General features: G+C 51.9%; 24 protein-coding genes. 12 read left to right on the top strand and 12 right to left on the bottom strand.

What is annotated here, in order from left to right; translation table 11 throughout:
• Positions 1-10 precede the first annotated feature (10 nt).
• Genes ssuD through ssuE form a run of 3 tightly spaced genes read right to left on the bottom strand, consistent with a single transcriptional unit; the run spans position 11 to position 2695 of the window.
• Positions 11-1156: an FMNH2-dependent alkanesulfonate monooxygenase gene (ssuD, locus tag HV350_RS15720; protein WP_016156131.1), complete on the bottom strand. Its 1146-nt coding sequence runs from the start codon at positions 1154-1156 to the stop codon at positions 11-13.
• Positions 1153-2127: a sulfonate ABC transporter substrate-binding protein gene (locus HV350_RS15715; RefSeq protein WP_181626265.1), complete on the bottom strand. Its 975-nt coding sequence runs from the start codon at positions 2125-2127 to the stop codon at positions 1153-1155. The genes ssuD and HV350_RS15715 overlap by 4 nt, the downstream gene beginning before the upstream one ends.
• Positions 2120-2695, bottom strand: coding sequence for an NADPH-dependent FMN reductase (gene ssuE, locus HV350_RS15710; protein ID WP_016152471.1), 576 nt, complete (start codon positions 2693-2695; stop codon positions 2120-2122). The genes HV350_RS15715 and ssuE overlap by 8 nt, the downstream gene beginning before the upstream one ends.
• 242 nt (positions 2696-2937) lie before the next feature.
• Between ssuE and pyrD the strand changes: the two genes are divergently transcribed.
• A complete protein-coding gene (gene pyrD / locus HV350_RS15705) occupies positions 2938-3948 on the top strand; it encodes a quinone-dependent dihydroorotate dehydrogenase (RefSeq protein ID WP_181628875.1) in 1011 nt (336 codons plus the stop codon).
• Positions 3949-4113: 165 nt separating this feature from the next.
• A complete protein-coding gene (gene zapC, locus HV350_RS15700) occupies positions 4114-4656 on the top strand; it encodes a cell division protein ZapC (protein WP_016152473.1) in 543 nt (180 codons plus the stop codon).
• Here the strand turns inward: zapC and HV350_RS15695 are convergent.
• Positions 4653-5759, bottom strand: a complete 1107-nt coding sequence (locus HV350_RS15695; RefSeq protein ID WP_181628873.1) for a YcbX family protein — start codon at positions 5757-5759, stop codon at positions 4653-4655. The genes zapC and HV350_RS15695 overlap by 4 nt on opposite strands.
• A gap of 98 nt (positions 5760-5857) precedes the next feature.
• Here HV350_RS15695 and rlmKL point away from each other — a divergent pair, with 98 nt between their 5' ends.
• The 6 genes from rlmKL to rmf all read left to right on the top strand — a co-directional run bounded on the left by rlmKL (position 5858) and on the right by rmf (position 13779).
• Positions 5858-7966: a bifunctional 23S rRNA (guanine(2069)-N(7))-methyltransferase RlmK/23S rRNA (guanine(2445)-N(2))-methyltransferase RlmL gene (gene rlmKL / locus HV350_RS15690; RefSeq protein WP_016152475.1), complete on the top strand. Its 2109-nt coding sequence runs from the start codon at positions 5858-5860 to the stop codon at positions 7964-7966.
• Between the two features lie 12 nt (positions 7967-7978).
• Positions 7979-9886, top strand: coding sequence for an ABC transporter ATP-binding protein (locus HV350_RS15685; RefSeq protein ID WP_181628872.1), 1908 nt, complete (start codon positions 7979-7981; stop codon positions 9884-9886).
• 15 nt (positions 9887-9901) lie between these two features.
• Positions 9902-11149 carry a membrane integrity-associated transporter subunit PqiA gene (pqiA, locus tag HV350_RS15680; protein WP_016152477.1) on the top strand — a complete coding sequence of 416 codons (1248 nt, stop codon included), beginning with the start codon at positions 9902-9904 and terminating at the stop codon, positions 11147-11149.
• Between the two features lie 4 nt (positions 11150-11153).
• A complete protein-coding gene (pqiB, locus tag HV350_RS15675; protein ID WP_003836843.1) occupies positions 11154-12794 on the top strand; it encodes an intermembrane transport protein PqiB in 1641 nt (546 codons plus the stop codon).
• Positions 12791-13354 (top strand): membrane integrity-associated transporter subunit PqiC, encoded by a 564-nt coding sequence (gene pqiC, locus HV350_RS15670; protein ID WP_016152478.1) that lies wholly within the window; start codon positions 12791-12793, stop codon positions 13352-13354. The genes pqiB and pqiC overlap by 4 nt, the downstream gene beginning before the upstream one ends.
• A 257-nt stretch (positions 13355-13611) precedes the next feature.
• Positions 13612-13779, top strand: a complete 168-nt coding sequence (rmf, locus tag HV350_RS15665) for a ribosome modulation factor (protein WP_003035871.1) — start codon at positions 13612-13614, stop codon at positions 13777-13779.
• A gap of 107 nt (positions 13780-13886) precedes the next feature.
• On the opposite strand, the gene fabA is transcribed toward rmf, so the two are convergent.
• Together fabA and HV350_RS15655 are read right to left on the bottom strand one after the other, a co-directional pair.
• Complete coding sequence (gene fabA / locus HV350_RS15660) at positions 13887-14405, bottom strand: bifunctional 3-hydroxydecanoyl-ACP dehydratase/trans-2-decenoyl-ACP isomerase (protein ID WP_003035875.1); 519 nt, start codon at positions 14403-14405, stop codon at positions 13887-13889.
• Between the two features lie 68 nt (positions 14406-14473).
• Entirely contained in the window at positions 14474-16234 is a 1761-nt protein-coding gene (locus HV350_RS15655; protein WP_080858512.1) for a Lon protease family protein, read from the bottom strand.
• Between the two features lie 185 nt (positions 16235-16419).
• On the opposite strand from HV350_RS15655, the gene matP reads away from it, so the two are divergent.
• Positions 16420-16872, top strand: a complete 453-nt coding sequence (gene matP, locus HV350_RS15650; RefSeq protein ID WP_016152480.1) for a macrodomain Ter protein MatP — start codon at positions 16420-16422, stop codon at positions 16870-16872.
• A gap of 98 nt (positions 16873-16970) precedes the next feature.
• Here matP and ompA read toward each other — a convergent pair whose 3' ends face one another.
• Together ompA and sulA are read right to left on the bottom strand one after the other, a co-directional pair.
• A complete protein-coding gene (ompA, locus tag HV350_RS15645) occupies positions 16971-18029 on the bottom strand; it encodes a porin OmpA (RefSeq protein ID WP_016156137.1) in 1059 nt (352 codons plus the stop codon).
• A 357-nt stretch (positions 18030-18386) separates the two neighbouring features.
• Positions 18387-18896 carry an SOS-induced cell division inhibitor SulA gene (gene sulA, locus HV350_RS15640; RefSeq protein WP_181628870.1) on the bottom strand — a complete coding sequence of 170 codons (510 nt, stop codon included), beginning with the start codon at positions 18894-18896 and terminating at the stop codon, positions 18387-18389.
• 216 nt (positions 18897-19112) lie between these two features.
• On the opposite strand from sulA, the gene HV350_RS15635 reads away from it, so the two are divergent.
• On the top strand, positions 19113-19727 hold the full coding sequence (locus HV350_RS15635) for a TfoX/Sxy family DNA transformation protein (protein ID WP_103766104.1): 615 nt from the start codon (positions 19113-19115) through the stop codon (positions 19725-19727).
• Here HV350_RS15635 and yccS read toward each other — a convergent pair.
• Together yccS and HV350_RS15625 are read right to left on the bottom strand one after the other, a co-directional pair.
• Entirely contained in the window at positions 19705-21858 is a 2154-nt protein-coding gene (yccS, locus tag HV350_RS15630) for a YccS family putative transporter (protein ID WP_016152484.1), read from the bottom strand. The genes HV350_RS15635 and yccS overlap by 23 nt on opposite strands.
• 18 nt (positions 21859-21876) lie before the next feature.
• Entirely contained in the window at positions 21877-22323 is a 447-nt protein-coding gene (locus HV350_RS15625; RefSeq protein WP_181628868.1) for a YccF domain-containing protein, read from the bottom strand.
• A 125-nt stretch (positions 22324-22448) separates the two neighbouring features.
• Between HV350_RS15625 and helD the strand changes: the two genes are divergently transcribed.
• On the top strand, positions 22449-24503 hold the full coding sequence (gene helD, locus HV350_RS15620; protein ID WP_181628867.1) for a DNA helicase IV: 2055 nt from the start codon (positions 22449-22451) through the stop codon (positions 24501-24503).
• A gap of 32 nt (positions 24504-24535) precedes the next feature.
• Here helD and mgsA read toward each other — a convergent pair whose 3' ends face one another.
• Both mgsA and HV350_RS15610 read right to left on the bottom strand, forming a co-directional pair.
• A complete protein-coding gene (gene mgsA / locus HV350_RS15615) occupies positions 24536-24994 on the bottom strand; it encodes a methylglyoxal synthase (RefSeq protein ID WP_016152487.1) in 459 nt (152 codons plus the stop codon).
• A 93-nt stretch (positions 24995-25087) separates the two neighbouring features.
• Complete coding sequence (locus HV350_RS15610) at positions 25088-25750, bottom strand: DUF2057 family protein (RefSeq protein WP_019076417.1); 663 nt, start codon at positions 25748-25750, stop codon at positions 25088-25090.
• Between the two features lie 171 nt (positions 25751-25921).
• Between HV350_RS15610 and HV350_RS15605 the strand changes: the two genes are divergently transcribed.
• Positions 25922-26335: a CoA-binding protein gene (locus HV350_RS15605; RefSeq protein ID WP_016152489.1), complete on the top strand. Its 414-nt coding sequence runs from the start codon at positions 25922-25924 to the stop codon at positions 26333-26335.
• The last annotated feature ends 55 nt before the right edge of the window (positions 26336-26390 follow it).

Below are 26390 nucleotides of genomic sequence, written 5' to 3'. Positions count from 1 at the left end.
AGCAGGCTCCTTAGCTTTGCGCGATTTTGCGTGGGATAAATTCGTTTGCCACCGCTTCGCCTTGTTGATGCTGGCGCTGCGGCTGCGGAATTTCTGGTATAGCGACATCCAGATGTGGGAACAGCAGCTCGCCAACCTTGTATGCCTCTTCCAGATGTGGATACCCGGACAACACAAAACTGTCGATTCCCAGTGCGGCATACTCGTTGATACGCGCCGCGACCGTCGGACCATCTCCGACCAGCGCGGTACCCGCGCCACCGCGCACCAGTCCTACTCCTGCCCACAGGTTCGGGCTGATTTCCAGTTTGTCGCGTTTACCGTTGTGCAGTGCAGCCATTCGCTGCTGACCAACCGAATCCGTTCTTGAGAAGGCGGCCTGGGCTTTGGCAATGGTGTCGTCATCCAGATGGGCTATCAGACGATCCGCTGCCTGCCACGCCTCTTGCGTTGTCTCCCGGACGATCACATGCAGACGAATACCAAAGCGGATCTTGCGCCCGAGCGCCGCCGCTTTGGCCCGCACCTGTTCAATCTTCTCTTTCACCTGTTCTGGTGGCTCGCCCCAGGTCAGATAGAGATCAACCTGCTCGGCAGCAAGATCTTGTGCGACATCAGACGAACCGCCGAAATAAAGCGGTGGCCGGGGTTGTTGTACAGGAGGGAAAAACAGTTTCGCGCCGCGGACATGAATGTGTTTGCCGTTGAAATCCACGGTTTCACCTTGCAGCAAACGCCGCCAGACCTGAGTGAATTCAGCAGAGGCTTCATAGCGCTCGGTGTGATCAAGGAACACGCCGTCACCCGCCAGCTCTTGTGGATCGCTGCCGGTTACCAGGTTGAATAACGCCCGGCCGTTAGAGAGTCTGTCGAGCGTCGCGGCCTGGCGGGCGGCGACCGTCGGCGAGGTTACGCTTGGACGAAGCGCGACCAGAAACTTTAATCGCTGGGTGACTGGGATCATCGACGCTGCGACCAGCCAGGCATCTTCACAGGAGCGACCGGTTGGGATCAGAACGCCAGTAAATCCCAGACGATCGGCTGTTTGCGCAATTTGTTGCAAATAACCGTGATCGACCGGGCGCGAACCTTCTTCCGTCCCCAGATAATGACCGTCACCGTGGGTGGGTAAAAACCAGAACATGTTCAGACTCATAATTTTTCTCCTGCCTGCTGAGTGGGTTGCCAGATACGCTGGCGAATATCGATTTTTTTCGGCACCAGACGGTTGTCATAAAACAGATCGGCGGTTTGTTGTTGTAGGGCGGCAACAGAGGCGCTGACGGGCGTAATGGTGGTTGGCGGACGGTGATCCAGATAAGACGCAATTACCGGCTCGGGCAGGCCCATGGTTTTAGCCAGCAGAGTAATGCTTTGCTGGCGTTGGCTGAGAGTTAACGCATCCGCCTGGCTAAAGGTATCCAGCACGCCAAGAACAAAAGCGCTATTTTTTTCGGCATAGGGACGTGCAGCGAGATAAAACGAACCGGTCTGCTTGAGGTCTGAGCCGTCTTTCAGCACGCGCACATCACCTTGCAGTAATGCGGCCGAATAGTAAGGATCCCAGATAGCCCACGCATCGACGTTTCCTTGCTGGAAGGCCGCTCGCGCATCGGCGGGGGTCAGATAAGTCGGTTGAATATCGGTAAATTTCAACCCTGCCTGTTGCAGCGCCCGGAGCAGTAAATTGTGGGCGCTGGAACCTTTCTGGAAGGCGACTTTATGCCCTTTGAGCTGCGCAACGCTCTGGATCGGGCTATTTTTCGGCACCAGAATCACTTCGGCTTTCGGTTTGGGCGGTTCGACGCCCACATAAACCAGATCGGCTCCGGCGGCCTGGGCGAAAATTGGCGGAATGTCACCGGTACTGCCGAGATCGATACTGCCGATATTGAGTGCTTCCAACATTTGCGGTCCAGCCGGGAACTCAATCCACGAGATTTTGGTCTGTGGGTAACGTTTCTCCAGTAGCTGATGACTTTTTGCCAGCACCATGCTGACGCTTCCTTTCTGGTAGCCAATGCGCAGGGCATCCGGAGCCGATTCTGCGGCATGCGCCAAGGATGACAGGGACAGCAGCCCGGTTAATGCCAGCCATGAGGTGTGACGCTTGAGCAGATTAAGCATGGGCGGCACCTCGCAGGGCGTTCAGTTGAGGGAGTTGGAGATCGCGACGATGCAACGCCAGCCAGAAGGTGTCGAGCGCACTGTCCAGGCGCTGCTGCAGGTTGGGCGTAAACTGCGGTTTATGCTGATAATCGATGACCTGTGAATCATCGGCAAACACGCCGTGCAGGATCTCCTGAGCCTTTAACGCGCTCAGCACCGGTTTCAGCGCGTAATCGACGGCCAGTAAATGCGCCACGCTGCCGCCGGTCGCCAGCGGCAAAACCACTTTTCCTTCCAGCGCCCGCTCGGGGAGCAGATCGAGCAGCGTTTTCAGTGCGCCAGAGTAAGCGGCTTTGTAGACCGGCGTTGCGACAATCAGCCCGTCAGCATCCTGCAGTTGTTCGATAAATGTTTTCAGTGCCGGACTGTCAAAACGGGCATAGATCAGGTCTTCCGGGGCAAAGTTGTGCAGGTTCCAGTGAAAGACTTCGACGTCCTGGCCGTTCAATTTTTCTCGGGCATATTCCAGCAACGCGCTGGAGCGAGAGGGAAAGCGTGGGCTTCCCGCCAGAGTGATGACGCGCATAATTTTATTCTCCCCTTATAACCAATTGTTTTCTTTTAATTAACATTGATAACAATTTGTGCAGTCTGGCAGAGAGACTTTGTTTATCGAAATGATTTATACGGGATAGAAAAGTTGAAAAATGAATATAAAGGAGGAAGCAGGAAAACGATTGCTATTTATTGCCGCAGGTCAATTCCCTTTTTGCTCGCGATCGCACATAATACGCCCCCGGTTTGCACACCGGGAATCCAGGAGAGTTCATGTACTACCCCTTCGTTCGTAAAGCCCTTTTCCAGCTCGATCCAGAGCGCGCTCATGAATTGACATTCCAGCAATTACGTCGCATTACCGGCACGCCACTCGAAGCGCTTGTCCGCCAGAAAGTACCCGCAAAACCGGTTACCTGTATGGGGCTGACGTTTAAAAATCCACTCGGGCTTGCTGCCGGACTGGATAAAGACGGGGAGTGCATTGATGCGCTCGGCGCGATGGGATTTGGTTCCATTGAGATTGGTACCGTGACGCCGCGTCCTCAGCCGGGTAATGATAAACCACGTCTGTTTCGTCTGGTCGATGCAGAAGGTTTGATCAACCGCATGGGGTTTAATAACCTGGGGGTTGATAACCTGGTTGAGAACGTCAAAAAATCGCATTTTGACGGTATTCTGGGGATTAATATTGGTAAGAATAAAGATACTCCGGTAGAGAACGGCAAAGATGACTATCTGATTTGTATGGAAAAAGTCTATGCTTATGCTGGTTATATCGCGATTAATATCTCTTCACCGAATACGCCGGGATTACGTACGCTGCAATATGGTGAGGCGCTGGATGATCTTCTGACGGCAATTAAAAATAAGCAAAATGATCTGCAAGCGATCCACCATAAATATGTTCCAGTGGCGGTTAAGATCGCCCCGGATCTTTCTTTGGAAGAACTGATCCAGGTTGCTGATAGTTTAGTTCGTCATAATATTGATGGCGTAATTGCGACTAACACCACTCTCGATCGTTCCCTCGTTCAGGGAATGAAAAATTGCGATCAAATGGGTGGCCTGAGCGGTCGACCGTTACAATTAAAAAGTACAGAAATTATTCGCCAGTTGTCTCAGGAATTAAAAGGTCAGCTGCCGATTATTGGGGTTGGTGGCATCGACTCAGTAATCGCCGCGCGTGAGAAAATAGCTGCCGGTGCTTCCCTGGTACAGATTTATTCGGGCTTTATTTTTAAAGGCCCACCGTTGATTAAAGAAATCGTCACCAATATCTGAATGCTACCTTAATCACAATCCAGGGCTTTATTTCTGGCCCTGGTTGTTTTATATTCCTTTACTGTTGCTTATTTAAACATTCTGAGCTTTTATTATTAAGGCAATAAACGAAGCGGCAAAAGGATACTGTCGTAATGGTGATGATTAAGGAAAGGAGAGAAACTGATGCGAATTAAACCCGACGATAACTGGCGCTGGTATTATGATGAAGAGCACGATCGTATGATGCTCGATTTGGCCAATGGCATGTTATTCCGTTCGCGTTTTGCTCGTAAAATGCTCACTCCAGATGCATTTTCTCCGTCGGGTTTTTGTGTTGATGACGCCGCGCTTTATTTTTCGTTTGAAGAAAAATGTCGCTACCTGGATTTAGCCAAAGAGCAAAAGGCGGAACTGGTGCTTAATGCGCTGGTGGCGATTCGTTACCTTAAACCGCAAATGCCAAAAAGCTGGCACTTTGTCGCACACGGTATTAACTGGTCGCCAGTCGTGGGGGATGCTGCTTGTGTGGATTTAAGCGATACGGATGAACAGGTAAACCTGTTAGTGGTTGAACCGGGTGAAAATGCCGCGCTTTGTCTGCTTGCACAACCTGGTGTGGTTATTGCCGGGCGCACAATGCAACTTGGCGACGCGATTAAAATAATGAATGACCGACTGAAACCGCAGGTTATTGCCGACAGTTTCAGCCTTGAACAGGCGGTTTAACTCTCCAGCCTGATTGTCGTTTTGGGAACACAACTGCAGCACAGAATCGTCCCGTCATCCCCAATCGCTGATTTTTTCAGCGGACTAACTTCGCCTTCCAACAGTCGAATTCGACAGCATCCGCAAATTCCTGCCCGGCATGAATAGGGCACCCTGATACCCTGGTTTTCCAGCTGTTCAAGCAATACCTGCTGATTATTTCCGCGAAAGGTCTGTCCCTGCCAGTCAATAAGTACCGTGGCATCGGGTTGTTGTTCCAGTGCGGTATCATCTGGCTCCGCCGCACCGTAAGCTCTGGCGGGACCGGTTGCCAAAATTTCTACCTCATCGCCAACGCGAATAACGCCACTGTTGCGTGCGATAAGATTCTGGCCGAAATCGACGTCGCCGTTATCCACCGCTGTCCGGAAGGTTTGCAGCGTGGCGAGCGGCTCGCCAGACGGATGTTTCTGGCCTTTTTCTGGGCTAACGGTAGTGAAAATGCAGCGGCTACAGGGTTTTGCCACATCAAAAATGACGTCGCCAATGCGAATCACTTTCCAGGTGTCTTCTGTCCAGGCGTCAGCCCCCGAAACCACCAGATTGGGGCGAAACTGTTCCATTTTGACGCTTGCCGGACAGCGCTGTTGCACATCGCGCAGAGATGCTTCGTTGGCCAGCAGGTAGGGATAACCATCGGCGAAGGACAAAGGAACATCAGCGTGGCGCTTCACCCGGCGTGTCAGTTGCGGCCCCACCCAGCGCAACTGCACGTCACGGGAGAAAAAGCCGCTCAGCCACAGGTTGATAGCCGCTGGCGCAATACGCGCGGTAAAATGGTTTCCCCACACTTCAGTCGGCGCATCCTGGGTGGCGAAGTCTGCGAATCGCACGAGCGCGCTGCTGCCGTCTGGAGCCGTGAGATGAAGTCCATCGTGGAAAGGGGAAGGGGTAAAGCGGACCATTTGCGGGAACTGTCGGGCGGTAATGAACGTCCCGTCGGGTTCGGTAATCATAAATATACGATCCAAGGCGAGACCGCTCACGTCTGCCAGGGCGTGCGTGAGTCCAATTCCACGCATTGATTTAACCGGATGAATAAAAAGTCGGGTCAACGTTACCACTGCACAGCCCCTTGAACGAAAATAAGCCTTCAACTTTATGACATACAGCCCATATTAGCTATAATGCGCAGCAATTTTCTAGGAGTAAAAGTGACATTATGAATTCTCTGTTTGCCAGTACGGCCCGCGGGCTGGAAGAGCTGTTAAAAACTGAACTGGAAAACCTCGGCGCGCTGGAGTGCCAGGTCGTTCAGGGTGGGGTCCATTTTAAGGGCGACACGCGGCTTGTTTACCAGAGCCTGATGTGGAGCCGCCTGGCCTCGCGCATTATCCTGCCGATGGGAGAGTGCAAGGTCTACAGCGATCTTGATCTGTACCTCGGCGTTCAGGCAATCGACTGGACAGAGATATTTAATCCTGGTGCTACGTTTGCCGTCCATTTTAGCGGCCTGAACGAGACCATTCGTAACAGCCAGTACGGCGCGCTGAAGGTCAAGGATGCGATTGTCGATGCCTTTACCCGCAAAAATCTGCCGCGTCCGAATGTGGATCGTGAATCTCCGGATCTGCGAATCAATGTCTGGTTGAACAAAGATACCGCCAGCATTGCGCTCGATCTGAGCGGTGACGGTTTGCATCAGCGCGGTTATCGCGATCGCGCGGGTCAGGCGCCGATTAAAGAGACGCTAGCCGCCGCTATTGTTATGCGTTCTGGCTGGCAGCCGGGCACACCGTTACTCGATCCGATGTGCGGCTCCGGCACGCTGCTGATTGAAGCGGCGATGTGGGCAACCGATCGCGCGCCGGGCCTGCACCGCGGGTACTGGGGCTTTAGCGGTTGGGCACAGCACGATGAAGCCGTCTGGCAAGAGGTTAAAGCCGAAGCTCAGGTGCGTGCGCGTAAGGGACTTGCTGACTATACTTCGCACTTCTATGGCTCCGACAGCGATGCGCGCGTGATTGAAAAAGCGCGTAGTAACGCCCGCCGCGCAGGTATTGCCGATCTGATGACATTTGACGTTAAAGATGTCGCCAAACTGAGTAATCCACTGCCGAAGGGACCGTATGGTACGGTGATCAGTAACCCGCCCTACGGCGAACGTCTGGATAGCGAACCGGCGCTGATTGCCCTGCATAGCTTGCTGGGCCGTACGATGAAAAACCAATTTGGCGGCTGGAATTTGTCGCTGTTCAGCGCATCTCCGGATTTGCTCAGCAGCCTGCAATTGCGTGCTGACAAGCAGTTCAAAGCGAAAAACGGTCCGCTGGATTGCGTACAGAAAAACTATCACGTTGCAGAGACCACTGCGGACAGCAAGCCAGCCACGGTCGCGGAAGATTATGCCAACCGCCTGCGCAAGAATATCAAGAAGCTGGAAAAATGGGCGCGTCAGGAAGGAATTGAATGCTATCGCCTGTATGATGCTGACCTGCCGGAATACAACGTTGCAGTGGACCGTTACGGTGAGTGGGTCGTGGTTCAGGAATACGCTCCGCCGAAGACGGTCGATGCGCAAAAAGCACGTCAACGTCTGTTCGATATCATTGCCGCAACGCTGTCGGTCCTGGAAATCGCGCCAAATAAACTGGTGCTGAAAACCCGTGAGCGCCAGAAAGGGAAGAACCAGTATCAGAAGATGAATGAGAAGGGTGAATTCATTGAGGTAAGCGAGTACAACGCGCGCCTGTGGGTCAACCTGACAGACTATCTTGATACCGGTTTGTTCCTCGATCACCGTATTGCGCGCCGCATGCTGGGCCAGATGAGTAAAGGTAAGGATTTCCTTAACCTGTTCTCCTACACCGGCAGTGCCAGCGTTCATGCCGGACTGGGCGGTGCGCGTAGTACCACGACAGTTGATATGTCGCGTACCTACCTGGAGTGGGCTGAGCGTAACCTGCGCTTGAACGGCCTGAGTGGTCGCGCTCACCGTTTAATTCAAGCCGATTGCCTGGGCTGGCTGCGCGATGCCAATGAACAGTTTGATCTGATTTTCATCGATCCGCCGACGTTCTCTAACTCAAAACGTATGGAAGACTCTTTTGATGTACAGCGCGATCATCTGGCGCTGATGAAAGATCTGAAACGTCTGCTGCGTAAAGACGGTACGATCATGTTCTCCAACAACAAGCGTGGGTTCCGTATGGATCTCGACGGTCTGGCTGAACTGGGATTAAAAGCACAAGAAATCACCCAAAAAACGCTTTCCCAGGATTTTGCCCGTAACCGTCAGATCCACAATTGCTGGCTGATTACCGCAGCCTGAAAGGATAAATAAATGTCATTGATCAGTATGCATGGTGCATGGCTGTCGTTCAGCGATGCGCCGCTTCTTGATAATGCAGAACTGCATATCGAAGATAACGAACGCGTCTGTCTGGTTGGCCGTAATGGCGCAGGTAAGTCGACGCTGATGAAGATCCTCAACCGTGAACAGGGTCTTGACGACGGGCGTATTATTTATGAGCAGGACCTGGTTGTGGCGCGTCTGCAGCAGGATCCGCCGCGTAATGTTGAGGGCAGCGTCTATGACTTCGTTGCTGAAGGTATTGAGGAACAGGCTGAATATCTGAAGCGTTATCACGATATTTCGCGCCTGGTGATGACCGATCCCAGCGACAGAAACCTGAATGAAATGGCGCGGGTTCAGGAAATGCTCGATCACCATAATCTGTGGCAGCTCGAAAGCCGCATTAATGAAGTGCTGGCGCAACTGGGACTGGATCCTAACGCCGCGCTTTCTTCGCTTTCGGGCGGCTGGCTGCGTAAGGCGGCGCTGGGCCGCGCGTTAGTGAGCAACCCGCGCGTACTGCTGCTGGATGAACCAACTAACCACCTGGATATTGAAACTATCGACTGGCTGGAAGGGTTCCTGAAATCCTTCAATGGGACAATTATTTTCATTTCCCACGACCGTTCATTTATTCGCAATATGGCGACGCGTATTGTCGATCTCGACCGCGGCAAGCTGGTGACCTATCCGGGGAACTACGATCAGTATCTGCTGGATAAAGAAGAAGCGCTGCGGGTGGAAGATCTCCAAAATGCGGAATTTGATCGCAAGCTGGCGCAGGAAGAAGTCTGGATCCGTCAGGGCATCAAAGCGCGTCGTACCCGTAATGAAGGCCGCGTGCGGGCACTGAAAGCCATGCGTCGCGAGCGTGGCGAACGTCGCGAAGTGATGGGCACGGCGAAGATGCAGGTCGAAGAGGCGAGCCGTTCTGGCAAGATTGTCTTCGAAATGGAGAATGTTGATTACCAGGTTGATGGAAAGCAACTGGTAAAAGATTTCTCCGCGCAGGTGCAACGTAGCGACAAGATTGCGCTAATTGGACCTAACGGCTGCGGTAAAACAACGCTGCTGAAGCTGATGTTAGGTCAGCTTCAGGCTGACAGCGGACGCATTCACGTCGGCACGAAGCTGGAAGTGGCGTATTTCGATCAGCACCGCGCCGAACTGGATCCGGATAAAACCGTGATGGACAACCTTGCTGAGGGTAAGCAAGAGGTGCTGGTTAACGGTAAACCTCGCCATGTGCTGGGCTACCTCCAGGATTTCCTGTTCCATCCGAAACGGGCGATGACGCCAGTACGTGCGCTCTCTGGTGGGGAACGCAATCGCCTACTGCTGGCGCGTCTTTTTCTCAAACCCAGTAATCTTTTGATTCTCGATGAACCAACGAACGATCTGGACGTCGAAACGCTGGAACTGCTTGAAGAGCTGATTGATAGCTACCAGGGCACCGTGCTGCTGGTGAGCCACGACCGTCAGTTTGTGGATAATACCGTAACCGAATGCTGGATCTTCGAAGGCGGCGGTAAAATTGGTCGTTATGTCGGCGGTTATCATGATGCCCGCAGCCAGCAATCGCAGTATGTGGCGTTTAAACAGCCAGTTGCGAAAAAAACAGAGGAAACCGTTGCTCCTAAAGCAGAAATTGTCAAACGCAGCACGAGCAAACTAAGCTATAAACTGCAGCGCGAACTGGAGCTGCTCCCCGTGCTGCTTGAAGAACTGGAAGCTAAACTGGAAGCATTACAAGCTCAGGTAGCTGACGCCGCTTTTTTCAGTCAGCCGCATGAGCAAACGCAACTGGTATTAGCTAATCTGAACGAAGCTGAACAAGAACTTGAGCAAGCCTTTGAGCGCTGGGAGTATCTTGAGTCTTTGAAGAACGGCGCATAATTTAAAGGAGCACATATGTGCGAACATCACCATGCCGCGAAGCATATTCTGTGCTCGCAGTGTGACATGCTGGTGGCGTTACCTCGCCTTGAGCATGGTCAGAAAGCGGCATGTCCACGATGTGGCACTACGTTAACGGTTGAGTGGGACGCGCCACGGCAGCGTCCTACCGCCTATGTGTTAGCAGCATTATTTATGCTGCTTTTGTCAAACCTCTTTCCCTTTGTGAATATGAATGTTGCGGGGGTGAGCAGCGAAGTGACGCTGCTGCAAATTCCCAGCGTTCTCTTTTCGGAAGATTACGCCAGCCTCGGTACCTTCTTTATCTTATTCGTTCAGTTGGTTCCCGCTTTTTGCTTATTGACCATTTTGCTGTTGGTGAATCGGGTTCATATGCCTGAGCGGCTTAAAACATGGCTGGCGCGTATTTTGTTTCAGTTAAAAAGCTGGGGAATGGCAGAAATTTTCCTCGCGGGTGTGCTGGTGAGCTTTGTTAAGCTGATGGCCTACGGCGATATCGGCGTGGGCAGCAGCTTCATCCCGTGGTGCATGTTTTGTATGCTCCAGTTGCGGGCTTTTCAGTGTGTGGATCGCCGTTGGCTGTGGGATGATATTGCCCCTATGCCAGCCATTAAGCAGGAATTAAAGCCTGGTGTGCCCGGCATCCGACAAGGATTGCGTTCCTGTTCCTGCTGCACCGCTATTCTTCCGGCAGACGAGCTGGTATGCCCACGCTGTCAGACGAAAGGTTATGTGCGGCGTAAAAACAGTCTGCAATGGACATTGGCATTACTGTTTACGTCGATCATGCTTTATCTTCCTGCCAATATTCTGCCGATCATGATCACCGATCTGCTCGGGTCAAAGCTGCCTTCAACGATACTCGAGGGCGTGGTTTTAATCTGGAGCGAAGGCTCTTACCCGGTGGCTGCGGTTATCTTTATCGCCAGTATTATGGTGCCGACGTTGAAAATGATCGCCATTGCCTGGCTGTGTTGGGATGCCAAAGGGCACGGCAAACGCGACAGTGAACGAATGCATTTAATTTACGAGGTTGTAGAATTTGTCGGTCGCTGGTCAATGATCGACGTTTTTGTAATTGCCGTACTCTCTGCGCTGGTGCGCATGGGAGGGTTAATGAACATTTATCCTGCAATGGGTGCTTTGATGTTTGCTTTAGTCGTCATTATGACAATGTTTTCTGCGATGACATTTGATCCCCGTCTGTCGTGGGACCGTGAACCAGATCATGAGGAGTCCTGACAGCATGGAATCTAAAAGTGGGGAAGCCAAAGTGCAAAAGGTAAAAAACTGGTCGCCCGTGTGGATATTCCCTATAGTCACTGCCCTCATTGGCGCGTGGGTCCTGTTTTATCACTACAGTCATCAGGGGCCACAAGTCACGCTGATTACTACCAATGCCGAAGGTATTGAAGGGGGTAAAACGACGATTAAGAGCCGCAGCGTGGATGTCGGCATCGTCGAGAGCGCAACCCTGACTGATGATTTGACCCATGTGGAAATTAAAGCTCGTCTTAACTCCGGAATGGAAAAGCTGCTGCATAAAGATTCTGTCTTTTGGGTGGTGAAGCCGCAGGTTGGACGTGAAGGTATCAGTGGGCTCGGCACGCTATTGTCCGGGGCTTATATTGAACTGCAGCCTGGCAATAAAGGCAGCAAGCTGGAAAATTACCAACTGCTGGATTCACCGCCGCTGGCGCCGCCAGATGCGAAAGGGATCCGTGTGATTCTGGACAGCAAAAAAGCCGGTCAGCTGAGCCCGGGCGACCCGGTTCTGTTCCGTGGTTATCGTGTAGGTTCGGTTGAAACCAGCACATTTGATGCGCAAAAGCGTACGATTAGCTATCAGCTATTTATCAATGCACCTAACGATCGTCTGGTGACCAGCAATGTGCGTTTCTGGAAGGACAGTGGGATCGCCGTGGATCTTACTTCGGCAGGTATGCGCGTGGAAATGGGATCTCTCTCCACGCTGTTTGGCGGTGGCGTAAGTTTTGATGTGCCAGAAGGGCTGGAACAAGGCGAACCGGTCGCACAACAGTCTGCGTTTAATCTTTATGACGACCAAAAAAGTATTCAGGATTCACTGTATACCGATCATATTGATTACCTGATGTTCTTTAAAGATTCAATTCGTGGCCTGCAGCCCGGCGCGCCACTGGAATTCCGTGGCATCCGTTTGGGTACGGTAAGTAAAGTACCTTTCTTCTCACCGAATATGCGTCAGGTCTTCAACAATGATTATCGCATTCCGGTGCTGGTACGTATCGAACCAGAACGTCTGAAGGCACAGCTGGGAGAAGATACTGATGTTGGCGCTCATCTGGCAGAATTGCTTAAACGCGGCTTACGGGCATCGCTGAAAACCGGGAACCTGGTGACTGGCGCTCTGTATGTCGATCTCGACTTCTACCCGAAAGAACCGCCGATTACCGGTGTGCGCGAATTTAACGGTTATCAAATTATTCCGACCGTGAGCGGTGGTCTGGCGCAGATCCAGCAGCGACTGATGGAAGCGCTGGATAAGATTAACAATCTGCCGTTGAACCCGATGATTGAGCAGGCGACCAATACGTTGTCGGAAAGCCAGCGTACGATGAAGCATCTGCAAACCACGCTGGACAACATGAATAAGATCACGTCCAGTCAGTCGATGCAGGATCTTCCGGCGGATATGCAGAACACGCTGCGCGAACTGAACCGTAGTATGCAGGGCTTCCAGCCGGGGTCCGCCGCCTACAACAAGATGGTGGCGGATATGCAGCGTCTTGATCAGGTACTGCGAGAACTGCAACCGGTACTGAAAACGTTGAACGATAAGAGCAATGCGCTGGTATTTGAAGCGAAGGACAAAAAAGATCCAGAGCCGAAGAGGGCGAAACAATGAAAAAGTGGCTAGTGGCGATGATGGCGGTCTGGCTGACGTCATGCAGCTCCAGCGGAGAAAATAAAAGCTATTACCAGCTCCCTATCGCGCAAGGGGGCGTACAGAGCTCAGCTAACCAGGGTAACCGTCTGCTGTGGGTTGAACAGATTGCGGTCCCGGACTATCTGGCGGGTAATGGGGTGGTTTACCAGACCAGCGATGTGCAATATGTGATAGCGAATAATAATCTCTGGGCCAGCCCATTAGATCAGCAATTGCGCAATACCCTGGTTACGAACCTCAGTATGCAGTTGCCTGGCTGGGTTGTCGCTTCGCAGCCGCTGGGAAGCACTCAGGACACGTTGAACGTTACCGTGACCGGCTTCCACGGTCGGTACGATGGTAAGGTCATCGTGAGCGGTGAATGGCTGCTGAATCACCAGGGGCAGTTGATCAAGCGTCCATTCCACATCGAAGCTGTACAGACTAAAGACGGCTACGATGAGATGGTGAAGGTTCTGGCCAACGCCTGGAGCCAGGAAGCGACGGCAATGGCTCAAGAGCTGAAACGCATCCCTTAAGCTTAAATAATTGTAAATTATGCCGCCCCTGGTTCATTGCCCGGGGCGGTTTTTTTTATTTTTTTAGCCGTGGAGATAGCTGTTCTGACAGACTATTTTTGTACAAATGATTTTGCGGGTAGCTCACAAATATGACACTGGCGTGAATTTTGCGCATTGACGAGCCTGATGTTTAGGGGTATTCGTTTTAGTGTGATTGCACACTTAGTAATCACTGTTTTCTTTTCCACCAGACCCAAAGATGAGGGAAACGAGGCATGAAGAGACAAAAACGAGATCGCCTGGAACGGGCACATCAACGTGGATATCAGGCCGGCATTGCCGGACGCTCAAAAGAAATGTGTCCCTATCAGACGCTGAATCAGAGGTCATACTGGCTGGGAGGCTGGCGAGAAGCCATGGGGGATAGGGTTTTAATGGCCTGATTCTGTCTCTTTAGATAAAAGAAACCTCCGCAGAGCGGAGGTTTCGCCTTTTTGCCCACCAGACAAGACGAATAAACGTTACTGTCTGGCGGCTACGCTGACCGGGATTAGAACGCGGAAGTGTCCTGGAACAGACCCACTTTCAGATCGTTTGCGGTATAGATCAGACGACCATCAACCAGCACTTCACCATCAGCCAGGCCCATGATCAGGCGACGATTAACGATGCGTTTGAAGTGAATGCGGTAAGTCACTTTCTTCGCAGTCGGCAGAACCTGGCCGGTGAATTTAACTTCGCCTACGCCCAGCGCGCGGCCTTTACCTTCGCCGCCCAGCCAGCCGAGATAGAATCCAACCAGCTGCCACATGGCATCCAGACCCAGGCAGCCCGGCATCACCGGATCGCCGATAAAGTGGCATCCAAAGAACCACAGGTCCGGGTTGATATCCAGTTCAGCTTCAACATAACCTTTGTCAAAGTTGCCGCCGGTTTCGGTCATCTTGATGACACGGTCCATCATCAGCATGCTTGGTGCAGGCAGTTGTGGCCCTTTTGCGCCAAACAGCTCACCGCGACCAGAGGCAAGAAGGTCTTCTTTTGTATAGGATTCGCGTTTATCTACCATGTTCTCTGTAAGCCTTATTTTATTGAAGCACGCAGGATAGCTAACACGTGTACGCTGAACAAGTCCGATCAGTTCGGAATAATCCAGTTCAGCCAACGTAGCGGCCAGGGAAAACGGTGACGACCTTCCTGCTGCGTTGCCGTAGCAATACGCTCCTGGATAGTTTGCATCAGCGTTGTCTGGCCTTCACCATCCCACACCAGATTTAATAACAGTGGCAGCGCATCGGTCACGTCGTCCACCGCCCAGATAGTGAATTTTTCTTCTTCTACGGCTTGTAGCAGAGCGGGCTGCAGGCTCAGGTGTCTGACATTCGCTGAAGGAATGATAACGCCCTGTGTGCCTGTCAGCTCACGCTGCTGACAGATGGCGAAGAAGCCTTCAATTTTCTCGTTCAGACCACCAACAGGTTGTGCCCGACCAAACTGATCGACAGAACCGGTAATGGCGATGCTTTGATTAACAGGAACGTCGGCGAGGGCGCTAATCAATGCGCAAAGTTCTGCCATGGATGCGCTGTCGCCGTCCACTTCGCTGTAGGATTGCTCAAAGGTCAGCGAGGCAGAGAAGGGGATTTGCTGTTCAAGCTGGAGTTCCGACATCAGGAACGCCTGCATAATCATCATACCCTTCGCATGAATATTTCCGCCAAGCTCGGCTTTGCGCTCAATATCCGTAAATTCGCCGTCGCCAATATGAACCACACAGCTGATACGAGAAGGCTCACCAAACGCGCGGGGGTGGCCAGGAAATTCAATCACCGACAAGGCGTTGATTTGGCCAATACGCTCGCCTTCCGTCTCGATCAGGATCTGTTCCTGCAGGATCTCATCCTGCATTCGTTCGGCGAGGAAACCTTCCCGCCATTCACGCTGGGTTAGCATCAGGCTGAACTGCTCAGCGTTGCAGGTTTCGCCCTCGCATAACGGGGCCACTTCTTTGAACTGCCGGGTGATCCACAGCGGGTTAAGCGGCAATGTATCCTGTTCGCCGGTATAACGAACGGCTTCACGGATCAGCACTTGCCAGGCATCAGGGGCCGGGTAGGGCAAATTGTTGCGCGTAGCGGTATGTGTTACCCACTGACACCACTGCGTCATGGTTTCGGCATCCACTATCTGCAGATTATCTTCAAACTCGCTATAAATAGCCTGCTCAGCCAACTCCGGCTCCATGTCCTGGAAGTCTGCCAGTGATTCACGTTCACCAACTAATACCACTTTGAGTTTAAGCGGCATAGGTGGAACGGAGACAGGCAGCGGGCGAGACTCATCAAAAGCTACCCAGTCAAAACGCTCGTGGCTGACAATGGCTTTCAGGCGCATCCACAGCAGCGGTTGGGCCAGTAGCGTGCGCAACGAAATAACCAGCACACCACCGTTGGCCTGATGCACAAGGCCTGGCTGTAGGGTAATTTCGCCGTTGAACTGACGCAGACAGCCAAACAGTTGTTCGGCTTCAACCCAGTCAGCGCAGACTACCTGGGTTAATGTCGCAAAATTGTCTTCTGCTGTCTCAGCTGCACGATAGCGGATAGTGTGACCGGAGATATCATAATGACCTCCGGTGAGACTTCCGGCATCCGAGTGCAGAGGCCGCGCGGCCTGTGCAATAAGGTTGATGTACTCAAGCTCTTCCGGCGCTTTTACCAGCATGAACGAAGACGTCGTCCAGTGCTGAAGAAGCTGCTCCAGCGCAAATTGTAAACGTGGCTGAGTATCACTAAGTAAGGTATCGGTGTCGTCAGTGACGTGCGGCTGTGCAAATACTTCCTGATAACTATCGGTGTCAGGAACCAGATCACGCCATGCAAGTTTCGTAATGGTCAAAGTTGATGTTTTTTAGTCTGTTGTAAAAAACGAGATTATACCGTAACCATCATCACTGCACACGTGGAAAGCGCTGTGAAACGAATGCGATGACGCGCGACAGTTCACAGGCTGGATATTCTTTTCTTCAGATGCCGAAAAAGCTGATATTCTGATAAGAGTTACACGGTAACATTGAGATCGCAATGAAATATCAACAACTTGAAAACCTTGAAAGCGGCTGGAAATGGAAGTATCTGGTGAAGAAGCATCGTGAGGGGGAATTAATCACCCGTTACGTAGAGGCCAGCGCTGCCGAAGAAGCCGTTGATTTGTTGCTAACCCTCGAAAATGAACCGGTTCGGGTCAATACCTGGATTGAAGAACACATGAACTCTGCGCTGCTAAATCGTATGAAACAAACCATACGGGCGAGGCGTAAGCGGCACTTTAACGCGGAGCATCAGCATACGCGAAAGAAATCTATCGATCTGGAATTTATGGTCTGGCAGCGCTTAGCGGGGCTTGCGCAGCGGCGCGGCAAAACGCTTTCTGAAACCATTGTGCAACTGATTGAAGACGCAGAGCATAAAGAGAAGTACGCGAATAAAATGTCGACATTGAAGCAGGATTTACAGGCGCTGCTGGGAAAAGAATAACCACAGAATGGCTAAATGTGTTGTGTACAGGCGTGCTTTGATTGATAAAAAGTGAAAAAAAAACCCCGCAAAGCGGGGTTTTTTCATAAGACGATAACTTAAGCCTGAGGCTGAGTTACAACGTCTTTGATACCTTTAACTTCGATCTCAACACGACGATCCGGAGCCAGGCAGTCGATCAGTGCAGCGCGAGCTTTCACGTTGTCACAGGTGTTGCCAGTAACCGGGTTGGATTCGCCCATGCCACGTGCAGAGATTTTGTCAGAAGGAATACCTTTAGAGATCAGGTAATCAACAACGGACTGAGCACGTTTCTCGGACAGACCCTGGTTGTAAGCGTCAGAACCGATGCGGTCAGTGAAGCCCAGAACCACTACGGAACCGTCTTTCGGATCCAGGTTGCTCAGCTGGCTGTACATCTGATCCAGAGCCTGCTGGCCTTCTGGTTTCAGAGTTGCTTTGTTGAAGTTGAACAGAACGTCAGACTTCAGAGTGAAGTGTTTGGTCTGTACTTCTGGAGCCGGAGCCGGAGCAACAACTACTGGAGCTGCTTCTTCCTGCTGACCGAAACGGTAGGAAACACCAACGCTCAACAGACCGTTATCCGGACGACCGCCAACGGTGTTCGCGTCACCGATGTTGTTGGTCCACTGGTATTCCAGACGGGTAGCGATTTCAGGAGTAATTGCATACTCTACGCCACCTGCGAATACTGGGGAAACACCAGTGTCGTGGTCTTTGAAGCCTTCGTTGTTTTTAGCGTCTGCACGCCAAACCATACCACCCAGACGGGTATAAACGTCCAGATCGTCAGTGATTGGGTAACCCAGTTTAGCGGTCAGCTGAACGCCCTGAGCTTTGAAAGCGCCATTATTGTGGGTAGCATCGGTGGCGCCTTTGTACGGCATACGACCTAACCAGTCGTAACCCATTTCGAAACCAACGTACGGGTTAACCTGGTAACCACCGAATGCACCAGCACCCAGTTGGCTTTCGTGGGTAGGACCGGAGTTGTTGATCTGGTTGTTGCCAATATCATGGTACTGAGACCAGCCCAGTTTAGCACCAGTGTACCAGGTGTTATCTTTCGGAGCGGCCTGCGCCACGGTAGCGAAACCAGCCAGTGCCACTGCAATTGCGATAGCTGTCTTTTTCATTTTTTGCGCCTCGTTATCATCCAAAATTCGCCATGAATATCTCCGAAGAGAGATAACACGGTTAAATCCTTCACCCGGGGACCAGTTCAATAGTTACTCTACCGATATCTGCGGCTTATGCCGAGCACCCCTGGCGATGTAAAGTCTACAACGTAGTTGAAAACTTACAAGTGTGAAGTCCGTCAGGCATATGAAAAAAAAAGGCTTGTGTACACATTATTTAACATTTATAGATGAATAAATGTACTGAGGATTTCCTGAAAACCGCTTCAGACAGGCCTTCAGCCGGAAAACGCGTTACAGCTCAATGGCAAATTAAAACATGAAAAAAAATTCCAGGATAATTCCTAATTTTACTCAATGATACAAATTCGAGTGAATTTTTAGCCCGGAATGCTGTCTCCCCGCAAGTGTCTGAGCGCGAACAGGACGCATGATAAATCCCATCGCATTACCTTCATCTGCCGCTTTTACCAGCTCGGCATGTTCATCTTCGGTTAATTCTTCCGTCAACCAGCCGATGACGACGCTGTAGTTACCTGTGCGCAGCGCACGAACCATCGATTCCAGCGTATTGCAGGGGGAGAGCTGACTGATTTGCATGACTTTGGTCAATGGAAGCCCTGCCGACTGCACCCACTCACGGCTTAATTTTTGCTGAGGCGTCAGCCACAGCTGCCAGCGTGATTGTTGCCCTAACTGTTGCAGCAGGGGAAGCAGCAGGAGCTGCGTCATCATGGGCTGGTCCTCGCGATAGACCACTTCACTAATAAGCCCAGCGGTAGCGTTCTCTGCTGAAACGCGCGCAATGCTGCTCGATGCGGAAGAGAACGACGAAGAACGATTTGCATAACCTAAAGTGTACATAATCAATCCAGCCCTGTGAGTTACTGTATGGATATACAGTAACCCTGCCATCAATAAAGATCAACCTTATTTTCGGAAACAGGTTCGCAATTTTTAGTCATCATCACGGGAAAAATAAAATTCATCTTGCCCCATACGCATAAGTTGCCTATTTTCGTCATTAACGGATCTGCTACTGCAAATTATTTGCTTACGTTATGATTTAAAAGGATTTTTATGAAAGAAAAATCTTATGCAAGAATCTATAAATCACAAGAATATCTGGCTTCTCTGGGAACAATTCACTACCGCTCACTGTTTGGCAGCTATAGTCTGACGGTTGGTGATACGGTCTTTGCCATGGTTGCCAGCGGTGAGTTATATCTTCGCGCCTGTGAGCAGAGCGCCCAGTACTGTGTAAAAAATTCTCCTGTCTGGCTAACATTTATCAAGCGCGGGCGTCCGGTTGTACTCAATTATTACCAGGTGAACGATACCCTGTGGCAGAACCAGCAGCAGTTAGTGTCGCTATCACAATTTTCACTCGATGCAGCCGTTAAGGAAAAACAGAGTCGCTTTGCACAACATCGCCTGCGGGAATTACCGAATATGACGTTTCATCTCGAGACCTTGCTAAATGAAGCAGGAATTACGGATGAGGGGACATTGCGATCGCTGGGAGCTCAGATGTGCTGGTTGAAACTTCGGCAAAATAACCCTGCCTTAACGGTAAAAATACTCTATGCCCTTGAAGGGGCGGTTGACGGGGTGCATGAAGCCGCTCTCCCGGCGACGCGTCGCCAGGAGCTGGTGGAGTGGGTGAGTTCTCTTACGCCGGAACCGGGGTATTAGATGGCAGCACAGCAATTTGTTGCTGTAATCGCCGAATCTCCGGGAGCAGGGCAATCAGTAACCCAACTTGCTGTACGACCAGCGGCTCTTTACTGTCCGGACGTGGCTCGAGATGCTGAATTCGCTGCTTCAGATCTTCCAGCGCCTGGTATACGCGCTGCTCATCAGCAGGTTGATGGTGAAGCGCATCATCTACATAGCAGACGGCATCATCCAGCAATGCCAGGACGTCAGGATTGGTTAACTGCTCGCGATGTGCGCCGAGGGCGGAAATATAGCTGGTAAACGTATGGTTAAGACACAGCAAGCGGAACGCCGTTTCGCGTGTTTGGGCCGTGACATCCGGTTCACTCGACATGTTCGACACCACCGAAGCAAGTTCCGCATCACGATTGTGCGCGTCACGGCGGGCGATACGGTATGCCAGACGATTATCACGCCCCTGATGATATTGTTCGAGAATAGCATCAAGATAACGACAGTTAGCGTCAGTGGCCCGTTCAATCACTCGCGGCAGATTCCGAAAACGCCAGTCTGGCCAGATAAAGCTGACAGCAGCCCAGGCGATGGCACAGCCGATCAACGTATCGATGACGCGCGGAAGTGCAACTTCAAAACCTTCACCGAGCAGGTTAAAGCACAGCAGCACCAGCAGCGTGATAAACATGGTGGCATGCGCGTACTGGACGTTACGAAAGGCAAAGAACAACACGCCGGTGATCACCAGAAGGATCAATTGCCCTTCGAGAGAAGGTACAAACCACAGGATCGGTAACCCAATGGCGATCCCGACTAATGTGCCGATAATCCTTAGTGCCAGACGATGTCGGGTGGCGTTGTAGTTTGGCTGGCAGACAAACAGACTGGTCAACAGGATCCAGTACCCGTGGTTCATTCCGGTTATCTGGATAATGGCATAGCCGACGCATAGCACCAGCGACATGCGAACAGCATGACGAAACAGGGCGGACTCAGGCGTGAAATTACGGCTCAGACGCAACCAGATATCACTGAACCCATGCGGGCTGTCATCGGCAAGCTGATTTTCAGACTCATTGCGCGAAAGTACCTGAGCCTGTTCGGACTCAATGGTAGCCAACTGGGCATCAATGGCCCGCAGGTTTGACAGCAAAAATCCCAACGTGTTGAGCAGGTCGGCAGGCTCACCACTCGCGCGCATGCGCTCAAGTGCAGCATCAATATGGGTGAAGACGCGCTCAAAGTGCGGATCGTGCTGATAAGGCGTGCGTAATAAAATACAGCGAGACAGTTGCGAACACGCTTGCCCCTGCATCGACATCAGGCGCTGGAAGCGGAACATCACGTCGCTGTGGCGGAAATGGTCGCGCAGCGTTTGGTACTGAATATGCGAGGAGCTTGCGCGTTCGTGAATATCCTGCGCCACAAAATAGTAATGTAGCGTGCGACGTGTTCCTCGCTGTCCGCGGTCGCCGCGCAGGCGGGTCAGCAGCGACACCTTTGTCTGGTTTAGGGTCGCCATCAGTTGCCCATTCGCAAGAGCTAGATCATACAACGGCGCCTGGCTTTCATCTTCTATGTCGGGATCAAAAAGACGCGATTTCAGTTCCAGATAGTGCGCTAACTGTTCATAGCTACGCGCCAGATTGTCCTGCAACGGGCGAATAGGGAACAGAAGATGTCCGGTCAGGGTTAACAGGTTGTACCAAATGGCGCCCGCGAGCAGCAGGATTGGCTGCTGATACCACTGATCGTAAAGCGAGGTGCCGAGCATCGTGTAAATGGCGATCAGCAACGCGCCAAAGGCGATGGTTGCATAGCGCTGCCCTAATCCCCCCAGCAGTATAAAGCCGCTGGTGGAAAGCGTTAACCCAAGGGCAAACAGCCATGGCCATGGGAAGAGCAGTTCGACCGAGGCCGAGGCAATGAAAAAGCACACCAGCGTGATGATCAAATTGCGCAGGCGGCCTGCAAGACGATCGTCCAGGTCGGTAAGCGCGGCTGCGACCATACCCAGCGTGAGCGGGATGGTCAGCTTAACGTCACCCAGCCACCAGGGCAGCGCTGTTGTGCCGCAAAGCGCGATAAAAATCCGCACGTAGTACAGCCAGGTGCTGTTCCAGGTATAGCGTTTGAGCAGAGGACTTAACATAAAGGCCATCGGTCCTGATTATTCGAAGCGACGACGCGCGTTGGTTTCACGCGCTGCGCGAGCAACTTCAACTGACACTACCCGGCGACCCACCGGCCACAGTGCAATCGCCGCGATTTTGAAATTCGCAATGCCAACGGGGATACCAATAATCGTAATGCACTGGGCAATACCGGAGACAATGTGCATCAGGCACAACCACCAGCCGAAGAAAATCAGCCAGAAAATATTGAGCACGGTGCCTCCGGTATTCAACAGGACGTTTTTGCCCGCTGGATTAAGCTCATCGACATGAATCGCTTCGTTACCGTAGGGAAACAGCGAGAGTCGGGTTATTTCCCAGCATGAGCGGGTCAGGGGGAGAGTAAAAATCAGCACAATACTGACCAGCGTAGCCAGTAACCAGGCTAAGGTGGTGGCGAATCCCCCGAGCACAAAATTTAAAATATTCAGAACAGTACGCATAAACCCTCGGTTAACTCTGGTTTTCTGTGAATTCGGCAATTGTAACGTTTTTTTGGGCTGGAGCACGTTTTCTCTGGCGGTTACACTGATAAGCAAACCTCTTCGTGTGGATCCGCTTGAGTCTTATGGAACTGAAAGCAACTTCTCTTGGAAAACGTCTGGCACAACACCCTTACGATCGGGCCGTTATTCTCAATGCCGGGATTAAGGTTTCCGGCGATCGTCACGAGTATCTTATTCCCTTCAATCAGTTACTGGCTATTCATTGTAAACGCGGCCTGGTATGGGGTGAGCTGGAGTTTGTGCTCCCGGATGATAAGGTGGTTCGTCTTCACGGCACTGAATGGGCTGAAACCCAGCGCTTCCATCACCATTTGAATTCGCTCTGGCAGCAGTGGAGTCAGGAAATGAGCGACGTCGCTGCGGGAGTTTTACAGCAGCAGTTGGAGGCGATCGCCACCCGTACCAGTGAGAATAAATGGCTGACGCGCGAACAGACGTCAGGGCTACAGCAGCAGATCCGCCGCGCCTTTGCCGCATTGCCGCTCCCGATCAACCGGCTGGAAGAATTTGAAAATTGCCGTGAGGCGTTACGTCAATGCCAGGCATGGTTGAAGGACATTGAAGCTTGTCGCTTGCAGCACAACCAGGCGTATACCGATGCCATGCTGGAAGAACATGCCGATTTTTTCCAGCAAATTGAGTCCTCGCCGCTGAATCCGGCCCAGGCGCGGGCGGTGGTGAACGGCGAACAATCATTACTGGTTCTTGCGGGGGCCGGAAGCGGCAAAACATCCGTATTGGTCGCCCGTGCGGGCTGGCTCCTTGCGCGAGGGGAAGCGGCGGCCGAACAAATCCTGCTGCTGGCGTTTGGACGCAAAGCGGCCCAGGAGATGGACGATCGCATCCGTGAACGTCTGCATACGGAAGAGATCACCGCGAGGACGTTTCATTCACTGGCGTTGCACATTATTTCTCAGGGGAGCAAAAAAGTCCCGACGGTTAGCAAGCTGGAAAATGATGTTGCCGCGCGTAGCAAACTTTTTATCACGACCTGGCGTCAGCAGTGCAGTGAGAAAAAAGCACAAGCCAAAGGCTGGCGGCAATGGTTAGAAGAAGAGATGCAGTGGTCTGTACCCGAAGGTAACTTCTGGGATGACGAAAAATTACAGCGCCGGCTGGCTTCCCGGCTGGATCGTTGGGTTAGCCTGATGCGTATGCATGGCGGAGCGCAGGCGGAGATGATCGCCAATGCTCCGGAGGAGATTCGCGATCTGTTCAGTAAACGCATTAAGCTGATGTCTCCCCTGCTCAAGGCCTGGAAGGGCGCCCTGAAGGATGAGAATGCCGTCGATTTTTCCGGGCTGATTCATCAGGCCATTGTCATTCTGGAAAAAGGCCGGTTTATCAGTCCGTGGAAACACATTCTGGTCGACGAATTTCAGGACATTTCTCCTCAGCGTGCCGCCCTGTTAGCCGCACTGCGCAAGCAAAACTCACAGACTACGCTGTTCGCCGTAGGGGATGACTGGCAGGCAATTTACCGGTTCAGCGGAGCACAGCTTTCGTTGACCACCGCATTCCAGCAAAACTTCGGCGAGGGCGACCGTTGTAATCTGGATACGACTTACCGTTTTAATAGCCGCATTGGTGAAGTCGCAAACCAGTTTATCCAGCAAAACCCTCATCAGCTTACGAAACCGCTCAACAGTCTGATAGCAGGCGATAAAAAAGCCGTCACGTTGCTCGATGAAAGCCAGCTGGATCTGCTACTGGATAAGCTGTCGGGATTTGTGAAGGCAGAAGAGAGAATTCTGGTGCTGGCGCGATACCATCACCTGAAACCTGCCAGTCTGGAGAAAGCAGCTACCCGTTGGCCTAAGCTACAGCTGGATTTCATGACTATCCATGCCAGTAAGGGACAGCAGGCAGATTACGTTATTGTTGTGGGGCTTCATGATGGGAATGACGGTTTTCCCGCCCCGGCCCGCGAGTCGATTATGGAAGAGGCGTTGCTTCCGGCGGTGGAGGATTTCCCGGATGCTGAAGAGAGACGCTTGCTGTATGTGGCGCTAACGCGGGCACGGCATCGGGTATGGCTGCTGTTTAATAAAGAAACACCGTCGTGCTTTGTGGATGAGCTTAAACAACTGGATGTTCCGGTAGCAAGAAAACCCTGAATAGCAGGCGGCAATTGCCGCCTGCCCGGCGTTTATTTGAGGCGCTCTGCCAGATAGCGGGCGTAATCTGGGATCAAGATGTCCGTTGCATCGTTGAAGTTTGGCGACTGGATAATAAAATCGGCGGTCGACACGTTGGTGGCAACCGGAATGTTCCATACCGTCGCCAGGCGCAGTAGCGCTTTGACATCAGGATCGTGAGGTACGGCGTTCAGCGGGTCCCAGAAGAAAATCAGCACATCAATTTTCCCTTCTGAAATCAGCGCACCCACCTGCTGGTCACCCCCCATCGGACCGCTCAGCATGGCGTTGACGTCCATTCCCGTTGCGCGTTGGATTAAGTTTCCCGTCGTGCCTGTGGCGTACAGAACGTGCTTTTCCAGCAACGGCTGGTGGCGTTCCACCCAGCTCATCAACATCTTTTTACAGTGATCGTGTGCAACCAGCGCAATATGTTTACGCGCTGGCAATGTGCGAGTTGTTAATTCCATAGTACAGCTCCCAAGTTAACCTGGTTACAGAGTACTGGAAGCTCTTGACGCTGCAAGAGAAAGACAAAAAAAATGCGTATGCGAACATAAATGTCATGAAGGAGGCTGTTTCTGAGCCCATTGCAAAAAGTTACTTCGCGTTTGTGCGTCGGCCTGCTGGTACCAATATTTTAAGCGCTGTTCGGTCAGCGTTTGCGACTGAGGCGGCACGCGATCCAGTTCAGATACCCCGGAAAGCAGCGAGCTGTCATCGGCCATCATCGTAGCAAACTGCGGTAATGACGCATGTTTAGCCGCTTTGTTATAGCGTTCAGTTTCCATTTCATAATTCACGATTTTCGCTGTGGATGTGATTGACAGAATATCCAGCTTGACGGGGATAGGCATGGAGTCCCCATCCAGCAATTCCACACGTGGAACGTCATCAAAATGCGCTGTATCCCGCTCATTGTTCAGACGCGGGAGGTGGAAATTAACCTGGCTGACGAGTTGCGTATCAAAGCTGATGACCAGCGGAGGCGAAATATACAGACGTTCTTCGTGGCTGGACAAGCGAATGGTTTTTTCTACGCGAAATACGAGCTGGTGGCGACCATTTTCCAGCTCGATACTGTCGGCGCCACGCAGTAATGAGCTGGAGACTTTTTTTCCGTCCAGCACCAAAAGGTCAATATCATTAGACAGGCGTAATGAGGTAGCAAAAACGGTTACCGGCAAACACAGGGCAATTAAGGCTGTCACAATGCCGGCTTTCATAGGTTTCTCCTGTCCAGAAAATAGCTGCAAACATGTATCTAAATTTTTCGATAATCACGTTTACTAACATATAGACATATTTTTGAGTTTAGCTCTCATACGCCAGTATGGGATGAATGGTTGCGGGGGCAGGTTTGTCGTACACTTTGTTAAACAGCCTGGAGGAAAACGATGAAAGAGACCGATATTGCTGGCATTTTGACATCTACCCGTACGATTGCACTGGTTGGCGCAAGCGATAAACCCGATCGCCCAAGCTATCGCGTGATGAAGTATTTACTCGATCAGGGCTATCACGTTATTCCCGTTTCACCGAAGGTTGCCGGGAAAATGCTGCTGGGGCAGCAGGGCTATGCAACGCTGGCGGATGTGCCAGAGAAAGTGGATATGGTCGATGTCTTCCGTAATTCTGAAGCGGCGTGGGGCGTCGCTCAGGAGGCTATCGCCATTGGCGCGAAGACGCTATGGATGCAGCTTGGCGTAATTAACGAGCAGGCGGCCGTGCTGGCGCGTGATGCGGGGCTGACGGTGGTGATGGATCGTTGCCCGGCGATTGAGATCCCGCGACTGGGACTGGCGAAGTAAAGTTTGACTGTCGCCGGATGAAACGCACAGGCCCGATAAGCGAAGCGCCATCGGG

Source organism: Citrobacter sp. RHBSTW-01013, from assembly GCF_013781985.1.
GTDB classification, from domain to species: domain Bacteria; phylum Pseudomonadota; class Gammaproteobacteria; order Enterobacterales; family Enterobacteriaceae; genus Citrobacter; species Citrobacter braakii.
This window is presented reverse-complemented; position numbering and strand designations above follow the sequence as displayed.

Coding starts and splice junctions, on each gene's coding strand:
- HV350_RS15625 (WP_181628868.1), bottom strand. CDS start 22,323: ATGCGTACTGTTCTGAATATTTTAAATTTTGTGCTCGGGGGATTCGCC.
- HV350_RS15715 (WP_181626265.1), bottom strand. CDS start 2,127: ATGCTTAATCTGCTCAAGCGTCACACCTCATGGCTGGCATTAACCGGG.
- matP (WP_016152480.1), top strand. CDS start 16,420: ATGAAATATCAACAACTTGAAAACCTTGAAAGCGGCTGGAAATGGAAG.
- ssuD (WP_016156131.1), bottom strand. CDS start 1,156: ATGAGTCTGAACATGTTCTGGTTTTTACCCACCCACGGTGACGGTCAT.
- HV350_RS15605 (WP_016152489.1), top strand. CDS start 25,922: ATGAAAGAGACCGATATTGCTGGCATTTTGACATCTACCCGTACGATT.
- zapC (WP_016152473.1), top strand. CDS start 4,114: ATGCGAATTAAACCCGACGATAACTGGCGCTGGTATTATGATGAAGAG.
- HV350_RS15610 (WP_019076417.1), bottom strand. CDS start 25,750: ATGAAAGCCGGCATTGTGACAGCCTTAATTGCCCTGTGTTTGCCGGTA.
- HV350_RS15685 (WP_181628872.1), top strand. CDS start 7,979: ATGTCATTGATCAGTATGCATGGTGCATGGCTGTCGTTCAGCGATGCG.
- pqiC (WP_016152478.1), top strand. CDS start 12,791: ATGAAAAAGTGGCTAGTGGCGATGATGGCGGTCTGGCTGACGTCATGC.
- HV350_RS15635 (WP_103766104.1), top strand. CDS start 19,113: ATGAAAGAAAAATCTTATGCAAGAATCTATAAATCACAAGAATATCTG.
- ompA (WP_016156137.1), bottom strand. CDS start 18,029: ATGAAAAAGACAGCTATCGCAATTGCAGTGGCACTGGCTGGTTTCGCT.
- pyrD (WP_181628875.1), top strand. CDS start 2,938: ATGTACTACCCCTTCGTTCGTAAAGCCCTTTTCCAGCTCGATCCAGAG.
- mgsA (WP_016152487.1), bottom strand. CDS start 24,994: ATGGAATTAACAACTCGCACATTGCCAGCGCGTAAACATATTGCGCTG.
- pqiB (WP_003836843.1), top strand. CDS start 11,154: ATGGAATCTAAAAGTGGGGAAGCCAAAGTGCAAAAGGTAAAAAACTGG.
- helD (WP_181628867.1), top strand. CDS start 22,449: ATGGAACTGAAAGCAACTTCTCTTGGAAAACGTCTGGCACAACACCCT.
- ssuE (WP_016152471.1), bottom strand. CDS start 2,695: ATGCGCGTCATCACTCTGGCGGGAAGCCCACGCTTTCCCTCTCGCTCC.
- fabA (WP_003035875.1), bottom strand. CDS start 14,405: ATGGTAGATAAACGCGAATCCTATACAAAAGAAGACCTTCTTGCCTCT.
- yccS (WP_016152484.1), bottom strand. CDS start 21,858: ATGTTAAGTCCTCTGCTCAAACGCTATACCTGGAACAGCACCTGGCTG.
- rmf (WP_003035871.1), top strand. CDS start 13,612: ATGAAGAGACAAAAACGAGATCGCCTGGAACGGGCACATCAACGTGGA.
- rlmKL (WP_016152475.1), top strand. CDS start 5,858: ATGAATTCTCTGTTTGCCAGTACGGCCCGCGGGCTGGAAGAGCTGTTA.
- pqiA (WP_016152477.1), top strand. CDS start 9,902: ATGTGCGAACATCACCATGCCGCGAAGCATATTCTGTGCTCGCAGTGT.
- sulA (WP_181628870.1), bottom strand. CDS start 18,896: ATGTACACTTTAGGTTATGCAAATCGTTCTTCGTCGTTCTCTTCCGCA.